This window comes from Azospira sp. I13 (assembly GCF_003112695.1).
GTDB lineage: Bacteria > Pseudomonadota > Gammaproteobacteria > Burkholderiales > Rhodocyclaceae > Azospira.
Genome location: NZ_BFBP01000005.1, coordinates 47,187 through 59,617, shown reverse-complemented (window position 1 = coordinate 59,617; position 12,431 = coordinate 47,187). Strand labels below are relative to the sequence as shown.

Below are 12,431 nucleotides of genomic sequence, written 5' to 3'. Positions count from 1 at the left end.
TCCAAACCATGGTTCGACTTCCCCGGGATGCTTCACCCGACCCATTCACCGCCATGGCTTTATCCCCGCCAGACCATTAAAATGGCGGACTTTTAGCGGAAAGCCCGGCCCGATGAGCATCACCAACAACAAGAAAGCCTTTCACGACTACTTCATCGAGGAGAAGGTCGAGGCTGGCCTCGCCCTCGAAGGGTGGGAGGTCAAGGCCATCCGTGCCGGCCGGGTTAATCTCAAGGAAGCCTACGTCGTCATCAAGCGTGGCGAAATCTGGCTGCTGGGAATGCATCTGACGGCCCTACCCACCGCTTCCACCCACGTCACCCCGGAGCCGACCCGCACCCGCAAGCTGCTGCTGCACCGGGAGCAGATCGACAAGCTCATCGGCAAGGTGGAGCGGGCCGGCTATGCCCTGGTGCCCATCGACCTGCACTACACCCGGGGCCGCATCAAGGCCGAGATCGGCCTGGCCAAGGGCAAGAAGCAGCACGACAAGCGGGAAACCGAAAAGCAGCGGGACTGGGACCGGGAAAAGCAGCGCCTCCTGCGGGTGAAGGCCTGATGGCCCTGGCCGATCTGCTTTACTGGGTCGGCCTGGTGGCCGTGGCAGTGAGCGCCGCCACGGGCGTTTTTGAAGCCGAACGCAAGGGCATGGATCTGGTGGGTGCGGTCATGGTCGCCGTGGCCACCGGGCTCGGCGGCGGCACGGTGCGGGATGTGCTGCTGGACCGCAATGTCTTCTGGGTGGTGGACCAGACCTATCTGCTGGCCGCTTTCGGCACTGGCCTGCTGACTTTCTTCCTGGTGCGCCGGCATCCTGTGTCGCCCCGCCTCTTCCTCTACCCTGATGCCCTGGGCCTGGCCCTCTTCGCCGTCCTTGGCACCCAGGCGGCCCTGCACTGGCATGCCCCCTGGCTGGTGGCCAGCCTCATGGGGGTCATCACCGGCGTCTTCGGCGGCGTGGTGCGGGACATCTTCTGCAACCAGGTGCCGCTCATCTTCCTGCCGGGAGAACTCTACGCCTCGGCCGCCCTGGCCGGCTGCCTGCTGCTCATCGGCCTGCAGGAGTTCGGCGTTTCCCCCGTCTGGTCAGCCTGGCTGGCCGCTGGCTTGATTTTCGGCCTGCGCTGGGCCGCCATCGTCTTCAAGATTTCTGTTCCCACCTTCAAGCCGCGCTGAGCAGTCCCCTCCCGGAGAGGCAGGAAGGACGCCATTCTCCGTAGCCTGCCCGCCCTCTGCCGCTTGCCGCCTGCCTCTCAGGCCCATGGCCATGATGGGTAACTGCGAGCGGTTCCGCATCTCCCAATAGCATCCAGATGCATTACGGCAATAAAAAAGGCGCCGCAATTGCGGCGCCTTTTGGCTGGAGCTTGAGTCCAGGTTTAGCCGGCCTTGTGGGCGCCCAGGCGGGTCCAGGTATCCACCACCGTATCCGGGTTGAGGGAGATGGAGGAAATGCCCTGATCCATCAACCACTCAGCCAGATCGGGATGGTCGGAGGGGCCCTGGCCGCAGATACCGACGTACTTGCCCTTCTTGTTGGCGGAGGCGATGGCCATGGCCAGCAGGGTCTTCACCGCCGGGTCCCGCTCGTCGAAGAGGGAAGCCACCAGGCCGGAATCCCGGTCCAGGCCCAGGGTCAGCTGGGTCAGGTCGTTGGAGCCGATGGAGAAGCCGTCGAACACTTCCAGGAACTGGTCGGCCAGCAGGGCGTTGGAGGGAATCTCGCACATCATGATCAGCTTGAGATTGTTCTCGCCTTGCTTCAGGCCGTGCTCGGCCAGCAGGCTGACCACGCCCTTACCTTCATCGACGGTGCGCACGAAGGGCACCATCAGTTCCACGTTGGTCAGGCCCATTTCTTCCCGGACCTTCTTCATGGCACGGCATTCCAGGGCAAAACAGTCGCGGAAGGTACTGGCGATGTAGCGGGAAGCACCGCGGAAGCCCAGCATGGGGTTTTCTTCCTCGGGTTCGTAGAGATCGCCACCCAGCAGCTTGCGGTACTCGTTGGACTTGAAGTCGGAGAGACGCACGATGACGGGCTTGGGCCAGAAAGCGGCGGCAATGGTGGAGACGCCTTCGGCCAGCTTCTCGACGAAGAATTCCACCGGATTGGCGTAACCCCGGGCGCGACGCTGAATCTCTTCCCGCTTGGAAGCGGGCAGGCGATCGATTTCCAGGATGGCCTTGGGGTGGATGCCGATGACGTTGTTGATGACGAATTCAACCCGGGCCAGGCCAACGCCGGCGTTGGGCAGCTGGGAGAACTCGAAGGCCAGCTCCGGGTTACCCACGTTCATCATGATCTTGGTCTGAATCTCGGGCATGGTGCCCAGATCGCGGGAGATCACTTCGTAATCCAGCTTGCCGCGATAGACGTGGCCGGTGTCGCCTTCGGTGCAGGAGACCGTGACCACTTCGCCTTCGCCCAGGGTTTCGGTAGCGTCACCGCAACCGACGATGGCGGGAATGCCCAGTTCGCGGGCAATGATGGCGGCGTGGCAGGTACGGCCACCGCGGTTGGTGACGATGGCGGAAGCCCGCTTCATCACCGGCTCCCAGTTGGGATCGGTCATGTCGGCCACCAGTACATCACCGGGCTTGACCTGGTCCATCTCGGAGGGATCGCGCACCACGCGCACCGGGCCGACGCCGATCTTCTGGCCGATGGCACGGCCGGAGGCCAGCACCTTGGAGAAGGACTTGAGCTTGAACTTCTCCAGGCGGCCGTGGCTTTCCTGGGACTTCACGGTCTCGGGGCGGGCCTGCAGGATGTACAGCTTGCCATCCACACCATCCTTGCCCCACTCGATGTCCATGGGGCGCTGGTAGTGCTTCTCGATGATCATGGCGTAGCGGGCCAGTTCCTCCACTTCGGCATCGGTGATGGCGAAACGGTGACGGTCGGCCTCGGCCACGTCCTCGGTGATGGTGGACTTGCCGGCGACCTTCTCGGCGGAGAAGGTCATCTTGATCAGCTTGGAACCCAGGTTGCGGCGGATCACGGCCTTCTTGCCGGCGGCCAGCATGGGCTTGTGCACGTAGAACTCGTCCGGGTTCACGGCGCCCTGCACCACGGTCTCGCCGAGGCCGTAGGAGGCGGTGACGAAGACGGCATCGCGGAAGCCGGATTCGGTATCCAGGGTGAACAACACACCGGCAGCGCCCTTGTCGGAACGCACCATGCGCTGTACGCCGGCAGACAATGCCACTTCGGCGTGGGTGAAGCCCTTGTGCACCCGGTAGGAAATGGCCCGGTCGTTGTACAGGGAGGCGAACACTTCCTTCATGGCGTGAAGGATGTTGTCGAAGCCGTGGATGTTGAGGAAGGTTTCCTGCTGGCCGGCGAAGGAGGCGTCGGGCAGATCCTCGGCAGTGGCGGAGGAGCGCACGGCGAAGGAGGCGTCGGCGGTGGAATCGGCGATCAGGGCGTCGTAGTGGGCCTTGATCTCGTTCTGCAGCTGGGCCGGGAACGGGGTATCGATGATCCACTGGCGGATCTTGGCGCCAGCAGCCAGCAGGGCATTGACGTTATCCACATCCAGCGTGGAGAGTTCTGCCTCGATGCGGGCGGCCAGGCCTTCATGGGCAAGAAACTCCCGATAGGCATGGGCCGTGGTGGCAAAACCGCCGGGAACCCGCACACCGGTATTGGCCAGCTGGCTGATCATTTCGCCGAGGGAGGCGTTCTTGCCGCCAACACGATCCACATCGGTCATGCGCAGTTGGTCGAAACCGATCACATAATCGCTCATGAAGTCCTTCCTGAAGATTGTTTCAAAGTCGGGAAACCGATATTTTAGCGCCTTCCACAACACTTGACCCGCCGATTAGGGAAATCCATGACCCAAGCTGCACCCCCGCTGCCCGCCCGAACCATTTTCTTCATCTCCGACGGGACCGGCATCACCGCCGAGACCCTGGGCCACAGCCTGCTCACCCAATTCGAGGGCGTGCGGCTCAAGCAGGTGCGCATTCCCTTCGTCAACACCCCGGAAAAGGCCTGGGAATGCCTGGATCGCCTGCAGGAAGCTACCCGGCAGGACGGCGCCCGCCCCATCGTTTTCTCCACCCTGGTGGATCGGGAGCTGAACCGCATCATCAGCAATGCGGACACGCTCTGCCTGAACTTCTTCGAAACCTTCATCGTGCCCCTGGAAGCGGAGCTGGGGGTGAAATCCACCCACACCATCGGCCGCACCCACGGTTCCATCGATACCAACGACTACAAGCAGCGCATCGAGGCCATCAACTACACCCTCTCCCACGACGACGGGGTGACCAACCAGGGGCTAGAGCAGGCCGACGTGATCCTGGTGGGCGTTTCCCGCTGCGGCAAGACCCCCACCAGCCTCTACCTGGCCATGCAGTTCGGCGTGAAGGCCGCCAATTTCCCTCTGATTCCCGAAGACTTCGAGCGCATGAAGCTGCCGGACAGCCTCATCAAGCACCAGGACAAGCTCTTCGGCCTGACCATCCAGCCGGAACGGCTCAACCAGATCCGCAGCGAACGGCGCCCCAACAGCAAGTACGCCTCTCTGGAAAACTGCCGCTACGAAGTGAAGGAAGCGGAAAAGATGATGCGCGGCCACGGCATCCGCTGGCTCGATTCATCCACCAAGTCCATCGAGGAAATTTCCACCACCATCATGCAGGAAGTGAAGCTGGAACGACTCAGCTTCTAAGCGCCGTCCAAGCTACCTGCGCCACAACGCAACAGGGGCGCCCTTCTCCGCAGCCTATCGCGGAAGAACGGCGCCCCTGCTGCATCTCAGGGCATACCCTCCGGGCCGGCAACTCAGCGCCGTTGGCGCACCGTCTCGAACAGGCAGATCGCAGCGGCAGCAGCCACGTTGAGGGATTCGCTGCCCCCTGGCATGGGAATGGCCAGATGCAGGCCCGCCGCGGCCTGAACCTCAGGCCGAACGCCCTGCCCTTCGGAACCGAAGACCCAGGCGGTGGGGCCGGCAAAATTCCCGTCAAACAGGGACCGGGAGGCCCCCAGCACCGTCACGGCGGCCTGGCCGGCATAGCGGGCAAGGAAGGCGCACAGGTCCTGACTTTCGTGGAGCGTGGTCTGAAAATGGGCGCCCTGCCCCGCCCGCAGCACCTTGGGCGACCAGGCCTGGGCGCAATCCGGGCTCAACAGCACCTGGCGAAAGCCGGCTGCTGCCGCACTGCGCAGGATGGAGCCGAGATTGCCCGGGTCCTGCACGCCGTCCAGCAGCACCGCATCAGCCTGAAAGTCCGGGCCAGCCCCGGGCACCGGCGTGTCGATGAGGGCAACGATGCCAGTGGGGGAATCCACCAGCCCCAGCTCTTCGAAGAGGCGATCGGGCAGCAGGGTCTGCTTGATGCCACCATGGCTGGCCAGACAGGCGGCGATTTCATCCTTGTGCTGGCTGCCGGCGCTGACAAAAAGCTCCCGCACCCGCTGGAAACGCTCTTCGTAGGCGGTGATCAGGTGCATGCCGTCAAGCACCGAAAGACCGGTCTTGCGGCGCTCCCGGCCGGATTGGCAGAGGCGACGCAACTGGCGGTAGGCCGGATTGTCGGCGGACTGGATTTCACGCATGGTCGGAGAAGGCCTGGATCAGACTCAGATAGGCTCAGAACAGGCTGGCCTGGGCCAGCAGGGCCTTGACCGGCCCGAAGGAGCGGCGATGCACCGGCGTCGGGCCATGGCAGCGCAGGCGCTCCAGATGGTCGGCGGTGGGATAGCCCATGTGGCGGTCAAAACCGTAATCGGGGTATTGCTGATGCAGCGCCAGCATGGCGTGGTCCCGATCCGTCTTGGCGAGGATGGAGGCAGCAGCGATGCAGGCCACCTTGCCATCCCCCTTGACCACGGCCTCCACCGGCACCGCCAGCTTGGGGCAACGATTGCCATCCACCAGGGCCCGTAGCGGCACCACGGCCAGCCCTGCCACCGCCCGCTGCATGGCCAGCATGGTGGCGTGGAGGATGTTGAGCTGGTCGATTTCCGCCACCGAGGCTTCGGCCACACACCAGGCCAGGGCCTTCTCGCGGATTTCCAGGGCCAGGGCCTCGCGGCGCGCCGCGGTCAGCTTCTTGGAATCGTTGAGCCCGGCAATGGGCCGGGCCGGATCGAGAATGACGGCCGCCGCCACGACGGAACCGGCCAGGGGACCACGGCCGGCTTCGTCGATGCCGCACACGGCCTCGTCAAACAGCTGCAGGGACATCGCGGGCAACAAGGGGCCGCCGGCCCAGCACGGAGAGAATCGCCGCTGCCGCCTTTTCGGCGGTGTTCTGCCGCAGCAGCAGGTGGATGCGGAGGAACTCCTCCTCGATGCGCTGGCGCAGCACCTTGTCTGTCTGCAGATTGAGCAGGGCCTGGGCCAGGTTGTCCGGCGTGGCATCTTCCTGCAGGAATTCCGGCACCACGAACTGGCCCGCCAGGATGTTTGGCAACCCGACCCAGGGCTGGTACTTCATGCGCTTCATCAGCCGCCAGGAAAACGGCGCCATGCGGTAGGCAATGGCCATGGGGCGCTTCAGCAAAGCCGCTTCGAGGGTGGCGGTACCGCTGGCCACCAGCACCGTGTCGGCCGCCGCCATGGCGTCATGGGAGTGGCCAAAGAGCAGGTTGAAAGGCAAATCCAGGGCCTGATGGCGATACATGGCGGTTTCAAAGAGCAGCCGGGTTTCCCGGGTGGCCAGGGGCACCAGGAAAATGGCCCGGGGCAGCCGGGCATGGAGGCGCTTGGCCGTCTCGATGAAGGTATCCGCCATGTATTCCAGCTCGGACTGACGACTGCCGGGCAGAAAGGCGAAAATCGGCGCATCCACGGGCAGATTGAGCTTTTCCCGGGCGGCCTTGCGATCCACTTCCAGGGGCGCCATGTCGGCCACCGGGTGGCCCACGTAGTCCACCGGCACGCCCTTGGCTTCATACAAGGCCGGTTCGAAGGGGAACAGGCACAGCATACGGGAGACGGAGCGGGCGATCTTGTGAATACGCTTACCGCGCCAGGCCCAGATGGAAGGACTGACGTAGTGGATGGCCGGGACACCCTTGTTCTTCAGAGCCCGTTCCAGGTCCAGGTTGAAATCAGGGGCATCCACACCGATGAAGACATCGGGCTTTTCCTCCAGCAGGCGTTTCTTCAGTTGCCGCCGGATGCCGGTGATTTCCCGGTAATGCTTGAGTACTTCGACATAGCCACGCACGGCCAGCTTTTCCAGGGGCCACCAGGCATCAAAGCCCTGGGCGGCCATCTTGGGGCCGCCGATACCATAGAAAGTAGCGTCCGGCAGATGCTGTTTGAGCGCTTTGATCAGATGGCTGGCCAGGAGGTCGCCCGAGGCTTCCCCCGCCACCATGGCGATGCGGATTCCGTTACCGGCCATGGCCTCACCGCACGATGCCGCGCTTGGACACGGCGAGGAAATCGAGCAGCAGCTGGTATTCGGGATGCTTGGCCACATCGGCCTCCAGCTTGGCCTTGGCTTCTTCCAGGGTCAGGCCAGACTTGTAGATGGCCCGGTAGGCACGCTTCAGCGCCATCAGGGCTTCGGAGGAGAAACCGCGACGCTTCAGCCCCTCGCTGTTGATGCCATAGGGCGAGGCGGTGTTGCCCGCGGCCGTAACGTAGGGCGGCAGGTCCTGGAAGAGGATAGTGCCCATGCCGGTCATGGAATGGGCACCGATACGTACAAACTGGTGCACCACGGTGAAGCCGCCAAGAATGGCGTAATCGCCAACATGGCAATGCCCGGCCAGCTGGGCATTGTTGGCGAAAATGGTGTGATCGCCCACCTGGCAGTCGTGGGCCAGGTGCACATAAGCCATGATCCAGTTGTCGTTACCCAGGCGGGTGATGCCGCCATCCTGGATGGTGCCCAGGTTGAAGGTGCAAAACTCGCGGATGATGTTGCGGTCGCCGATTTCCAGCCGGGTCGGCTCGTTGGCGTACTTCTTGTCCTGGGGGACGGCGCCGAGGGAGGAGAACTGGAAAATCCGGTTGTCCCGCCCGATGGAGGTATGCCCCTCGATCACCACATGGGGACCGATCTCGGTGTTGTCACCGATCTGCACATGCTCGCCGACGATGGAATAGGGGCCGACGGAGACGTTCTCTCCGAGGCGGGCGCCGGGATGGACGATGGCCGTCTGATGGATCATGGGCTTACTCGATGGAGCGGACGGTGCACATCAGTTCAGCCTCGGTGGCCAGCAGGCCATCCACCCGGGCTTCGGCCTTGAACTTCCAGATACCGCGCTTGCTGGCGATGATCTCGACGTGCAGGTTGAGCTGGTCGCCGGGGCTGACCGGCTTCTTGAAGCGGGCACCGTCAATGCCGGCAAAGTAATACACGGACTTGTCGTCAGGCTTGGAGCCCATGGTCTTGAACGACAGGATGGCGGCAGCCTGGGCCAGGGCTTCCAGGATCAGCACGCCAGGCATGACGGGATGATGGGGGAAGTGACCGTTGAAGAACGGTTCATTGATGGTTACGTTCTTGATCGCATGGATGCTCTTGCCCGGCTCGCACTCGAGCACCCGGTCCACCAGCAGGATCGGGTAGCGGTGGGGCAGGTATTCAAGAATTTGGTGGATGTCCATGTTGGTCAAGATTTTTTCTCCAGCTCACTAAGTTTTTTTTCAAGTTCGTGGACCCGGTCGGCCAGCTTCGAAAGGTGGCGCAGATGGGCTGCATTCTTCAGCCAGCCGTCGTGGCGTTCGACGGGGAAGGCCCCGGTGTACTGCCCGGGTTGCTTTAGGCTCTTGGCGACCAGGGTACCGGACGAGACATGCACGTCGTCAGCCAGCTCCAGATGACCGAGGATGATGGCGCCGCCGCCGACGGTACAGCGCCGGCCGATGCGGGCGCTGCCGGCAATGCCGACGCACCCGGCCATGGCGCTGTGATCACCGATGACGACGTTGTGGCCCACCTGGATCTGGTTGTCCAGCTTGACCCCATCGCCGATCACGGTGTCTTCGATGGCACCTCGGTCGATCGTGGTATTGGCGCCGATCTCCACATCGTCACCAATGATCACCCGGCCCACCTGGGGAATTTTCAGCCAAGCTTCGCCGGCCTTGGCAAAGCCGAAGCCGTCGGCGCCGATCACGGCACCGGCGTGAATCAATGCCCGCTTGCCAATGCGGCAGCCGGCGTAAACCGTTACGTTGGGATGCAGTATCGAATCGTCACCGATGCTGGCGCCATCGCCGATGACACAACCGGCATGGATGACCACCCCCTCCCCCAGCAGTACATCGCGGCCAATCACGGCCGTCGGATGGATGGGCTGCTCGGGAATCCGGGAAGGGTAAAGCAGCTGGGCGACCCGAGCGTAGTAGACATAGGGATTGTCTGCGACGATACGGGGCCCGTCGTATCCCTCCTGCATGGCAGGAGAGAGAATCACCGCTGCCGCACGGGTTGCCGCCAGCTGACTGCGATATTTGGGGTTGGCAAGAAAGGTGATCTGTCCCTCCCCTGCCCCGGCCAGGGTGCCGACGCCGTGCACACCAATGGCACCATCGCCCAGCAAGGTTCCTCCCAGCTGGGCGACAATTGCGTCGAGACGAACCCCCTCCCCGGCCACGGATCCCCCGGGAAACGCCTTACCGGGCGGCCTTGTCGTCAGACAGGGCCTTGATGACCTTGTCGGTGATGTCCAGCTTGGGGCTGACCCAGACCACATCCTGCAGGATCAGGTCGAACTTCTCGTTCTCGGCGATCTGCTTGATGGCCTTGTTGGCCTTTTCCAGCACGGCAGCCATTTCTTCGTTTTGACGCAGGTTCAGGTCTTCACGGAATTCACGCTGACGACGCTGGAAGTCGCGATTCAGATCATTCAGCTCACGCTCCTTGTTGCGGCGATCGCTGTCGGAAAGAGTAACGCCGTTCTTTTCCAGGCTTTCCTGCAGGGACTGGAGCTTCTTGGCCATGGACTGAAGATCCTGGTCACGACGGGAAAACTCGGCATCCAGCTTCTTCTGGGCCTTGACTGCGGCCGGAGCATCGCGGAAAACGCGTTGGGTGTTTACATAACCGATCTTGCTCGCTTCGTTGGCAAAGGCCGGCACAGCCAGAAAGGCAGACAGGACAGCGGCAGCGCCGACTTTGAGGATAGTGTGTTTCAAATCAGTCTCTCCTGATTAAAAAGTGGTGCCCATGGTGAATTGGAACCGTTGGGTCTTGTCCCCTTCCTTATCGTTAAGGGGCTGGGCAATGCTGAACTTGAGGGGGCCCATGGGCGAGGTCCACGCCACGGCAAGGCCCGTAGAGTAACGCAGATCAGCCAGGCTGACCTTGGAGTAGCGGCCGAAATCATCCTTCGGCCCGAACACCTGACCCGCATCGACGAACCAACCCAGACGCAGGGATTTGTCCATCCCGGAACCCGGCATGGGGAACAGCAATTCGGCATTCATGACCACCCGCTTGTTACCGCCGATGGCTTCGTCACTCTGACGGGGGCCCAGGCTGGCAACGTCATAGCCACGCACCGAGGTCACGCCGCCGGCATAGTAGCTGCGATAGAAGGGCAAGGGTTTACCACCCAGGCCATTGCCCATGCCGAATTCACCGTTCAGCATCAGCACCAGATCCTTGGTAAAGGGAATGAAGCGCTGGTGCTGGAAGTTCATGCGATAGAACTTCAGGCTGCCCACCGGAGACATTTCCCCGTTAACGCGGGTATAGGTACCCGAGGTGGGGTAAATGAGGCTATCGCGGGCATCGCGGCCCCAGCCCAGATTGACCGTGCCGGAGGTATTGGAATTACCGAATTCCTTGATGAAATCCTTGTAGATGCGACGGCTGTCGGCAAAGGTCTCGATGTCGGTCTTGTCCACTGCCACGCCGAAATTGATGCTTTCTTTTTCGGCAATGGGTACGCCCCAGCGCAGGCCGCCACCAATGGAGGAGGTCTTGTAGCTCTTGGCGTAGGAAGTACCAGTGGGGTCATAGGTCTTCTTGTAGATATCGAAGCCCTGACTGATGCCATCCACCGTGAAATAGGGGTTGGTGTAGGAGAAGGAGTAGGTTTCCCGGGACTTGGCGGTATTCACGGCCACGGCCACGGATTTACCGCTACCGAATAGGTTCTGCTGGGCGATGGAGCCGGAGAGGATGATGCCGTCGGAACTGGAGAAGCCGGCACCCAGCATGAGGCTGCCAGTGGGCTTTTCCGTGACGTTCATATTGACGTCCACCTGGTCGCTGGTACCAGGCACCGACGGGGTTTCCACCGTCACTTCGGAGAAGTAACCCAGCTTGTCCACCCGCTGACGGGAGAGCTGAATCTTCTCGGCGTCGTACCAGCCGCCTTCCATCTGGCGCATTTCCTGGCGCACCACCTCGTCCCGGGTCCGACTGTTGCCGCCGATATTGATGCGGCGAACATAAACCCGCTTGCCCGGATCCACGAAAATGGTGAAGGCAACCTGGCGCTTTTCCTTGTCCACTTCGGGCGCGGAGTTCACGTTGGCAAAGGCATAGCCTTCCTTGCCGAGACGCTCGGAGATGGCTTTCTGGGTTTCATTGAGGCGTTCACGGGAGAAAATATCGCCCGGCTTGACCTTCACCAGCTTGCGCAAATCCTCTTCCGGAGCCACCAGATCACCCGCCAGCTTGACGGAGGAAACGATAAAGCGCTCCCCTTCATTGACGCTGATGGTGATGAAAATGTCCTTCTTGTCCGGACTGATGGACACCTGGGTTGATTCAATACCAAACTCCAGGTAGCCGCGGTTCTGGTAGTAGGACTTGAGACTTTCCAAGTCAGCCGTCAGTTTTTGCTTGGAATACTGGTCGTTTTTGGTATACCAGGTCAGCCAGCCCGGCGTCTGCAACTGGAACAGCTCCAGCAGTTCCTTTTCCTTGAAGGCCTGGTTGCCGACGATGTTGATCTGCTTGATCTTGGCAGCTTCACCTTCGTCGATGGTGAAGTTGATGGAGACCCGGTTACGCTCGAGCGGCGTCACCGTGGTTTTCACTTCCACCGCATAGCGGCCACGGGAAAGATATTGGCGCTTCAGTTCCTGCTCGGCCTTGTCGAGCAGGGCGCGGTCGAAAATCCGGGATTCAGCCAGACCGATATCCTTCAGCCCCTTTTTGAGCTGATCCTTGTCGAATTCCTTGAGGCCGACAAAATCGATCTGGTAGATGGCCGGGCGCTCCTCGAGCACCAGCACCATCACGTCCGCTTCGACTTCAATACGCACATCCTTGAAGAAACCGGTAGCAAACAGGGCTTTGATCGCCTGTGCCGCCTTTTCATCATTCAAGGTATCGCCCACCCGCACGGGAAGGTAGCTGAATACGGTGCCGGCCTCGGTGCGCTGAATGCCTTCAACGCGAATATCTTTGACCACAAAAGGGTCGAAGGCCTGGGCTGCGGAAGCGAAAAGCGCCGCAATTACCCCTGCCAACAGGTTTTTCTTCAT

12 protein-coding genes are annotated in these 12,431 nt (G+C 61.8%); 3 read left to right on the top strand and 9 right to left on the bottom strand.

Annotated elements, in window-relative coordinates; translation table 11 throughout:
• The first annotated feature begins 112 nt into the window (after positions 1 to 112).
• Together smpB and AZSI13_RS05725 are read left to right on the top strand one after the other, a co-directional pair.
• A complete protein-coding gene (gene smpB, locus AZSI13_RS05730; protein WP_109040222.1) occupies positions 113 to 559 on the top strand; it encodes an SsrA-binding protein SmpB in 447 nt (148 codons plus the stop codon).
• Entirely contained in the window at positions 559 to 1,176 is a 618-nt protein-coding gene (locus AZSI13_RS05725; RefSeq protein WP_109040221.1) for a trimeric intracellular cation channel family protein, read from the top strand. Before smpB ends, AZSI13_RS05725 begins: the two co-directional genes overlap by 1 nt.
• A gap of 203 nt (positions 1,177 to 1,379) precedes the next feature.
• On the opposite strand, the gene ppsA is transcribed toward AZSI13_RS05725, so the two are convergent.
• Positions 1,380 to 3,755 (bottom strand): phosphoenolpyruvate synthase, encoded by a 2,376-nt coding sequence (gene ppsA / locus AZSI13_RS05720; protein ID WP_109040220.1) that lies wholly within the window; start codon positions 3,753 to 3,755, stop codon positions 1,380 to 1,382.
• Between the two features lie 87 nt (positions 3,756 to 3,842).
• Here ppsA and AZSI13_RS05715 point away from each other — a divergent pair, with 87 nt between their 5' ends.
• Positions 3,843 to 4,685, top strand: a complete 843-nt coding sequence (locus tag AZSI13_RS05715; RefSeq protein ID WP_109040219.1) for a pyruvate, water dikinase regulatory protein — start codon at positions 3,843 to 3,845, stop codon at positions 4,683 to 4,685.
• Between the two features lie 113 nt (positions 4,686 to 4,798).
• Here the strand turns inward: AZSI13_RS05715 and AZSI13_RS05710 are convergent, their stop codons facing one another.
• The 8 genes from AZSI13_RS05710 to bamA are packed head-to-tail and all read right to left on the bottom strand — an operon-like array spanning position 4,799 to position 12,431.
• Complete coding sequence (locus AZSI13_RS05710; protein ID WP_109040218.1) at positions 4,799 to 5,575, bottom strand: RNA methyltransferase; 777 nt, start codon at positions 5,573 to 5,575, stop codon at positions 4,799 to 4,801.
• A 34-nt stretch (positions 5,576 to 5,609) separates the two neighbouring features.
• Positions 5,610 to 6,206, bottom strand: a complete 597-nt coding sequence (rnhB, locus tag AZSI13_RS05705) for a ribonuclease HII (RefSeq protein ID WP_109040217.1) — start codon at positions 6,204 to 6,206, stop codon at positions 5,610 to 5,612.
• A complete protein-coding gene (gene lpxB / locus AZSI13_RS05700; protein WP_109040216.1) occupies positions 6,187 to 7,374 on the bottom strand; it encodes a lipid-A-disaccharide synthase in 1,188 nt (395 codons plus the stop codon). The genes rnhB and lpxB overlap by 20 nt, the downstream gene beginning before the upstream one ends.
• A 4-nt stretch (positions 7,375 to 7,378) precedes the next feature.
• Positions 7,379 to 8,149 carry an acyl-ACP--UDP-N-acetylglucosamine O-acyltransferase gene (gene lpxA, locus AZSI13_RS05695; protein WP_109040215.1) on the bottom strand — a complete coding sequence of 257 codons (771 nt, stop codon included), beginning with the start codon at positions 8,147 to 8,149 and terminating at the stop codon, positions 7,379 to 7,381.
• A gap of 4 nt (positions 8,150 to 8,153) precedes the next feature.
• Entirely contained in the window at positions 8,154 to 8,591 is a 438-nt protein-coding gene (fabZ, locus tag AZSI13_RS05690) for a 3-hydroxyacyl-ACP dehydratase FabZ (protein WP_109040325.1), read from the bottom strand.
• A 5-nt stretch (positions 8,592 to 8,596) separates the two neighbouring features.
• Positions 8,597 to 9,583 carry a UDP-3-O-(3-hydroxymyristoyl)glucosamine N-acyltransferase gene (gene lpxD / locus AZSI13_RS05685; protein ID WP_109040214.1) on the bottom strand — a complete coding sequence of 329 codons (987 nt, stop codon included), beginning with the start codon at positions 9,581 to 9,583 and terminating at the stop codon, positions 8,597 to 8,599.
• 19 nt (positions 9,584 to 9,602) lie between these two features.
• Positions 9,603 to 10,085: an OmpH family outer membrane protein gene (locus tag AZSI13_RS05680; protein ID WP_235609689.1), complete on the bottom strand. Its 483-nt coding sequence runs from the start codon at positions 10,083 to 10,085 to the stop codon at positions 9,603 to 9,605.
• Between the two features lie 54 nt (positions 10,086 to 10,139).
• The gene (gene bamA, locus AZSI13_RS05675) at positions 10,140 to 12,431 is read right to left on the bottom strand and encodes an outer membrane protein assembly factor BamA (protein WP_109040212.1); all 2,292 of its coding nucleotides are present in this window, start codon (positions 12,429 to 12,431) and stop codon (positions 10,140 to 10,142) included.

What these genes read in the sequence shown, in the direction of transcription:
- smpB (WP_109040222.1), top strand. Translation starts at nt 113, where the DNA reads ATGAGCATCACCAACAACAAGAAAGCCTTTCACGACTACTTCATCGAG.
- ppsA (WP_109040220.1), bottom strand. Translation starts at nt 3,755, where the DNA reads ATGAGCGATTATGTGATCGGTTTCGACCAACTGCGCATGACCGATGTG.
- bamA (WP_109040212.1), bottom strand. Translation starts at nt 12,431, where the DNA reads ATGAAGAAAAACCTGTTGGCAGGGGTAATTGCGGCGCTTTTCGCTTCC.
- AZSI13_RS05725 (WP_109040221.1), top strand. Translation starts at nt 559, where the DNA reads ATGGCCCTGGCCGATCTGCTTTACTGGGTCGGCCTGGTGGCCGTGGCA.
- rnhB (WP_109040217.1), bottom strand. Translation starts at nt 6,206, where the DNA reads ATGTCCCTGCAGCTGTTTGACGAGGCCGTGTGCGGCATCGACGAAGCC.
- lpxB (WP_109040216.1), bottom strand. Translation starts at nt 7,374, where the DNA reads ATGGCCGGTAACGGAATCCGCATCGCCATGGTGGCGGGGGAAGCCTCG.
- fabZ (WP_109040325.1), bottom strand. Translation starts at nt 8,591, where the DNA reads ATGGACATCCACCAAATTCTTGAATACCTGCCCCACCGCTACCCGATC.
- AZSI13_RS05710 (WP_109040218.1), bottom strand. Translation starts at nt 5,575, where the DNA reads ATGCGTGAAATCCAGTCCGCCGACAATCCGGCCTACCGCCAGTTGCGT.
- lpxA (WP_109040215.1), bottom strand. Translation starts at nt 8,149, where the DNA reads ATGATCCATCAGACGGCCATCGTCCATCCCGGCGCCCGCCTCGGAGAG.
- AZSI13_RS05715 (WP_109040219.1), top strand. Translation starts at nt 3,843, where the DNA reads ATGACCCAAGCTGCACCCCCGCTGCCCGCCCGAACCATTTTCTTCATC.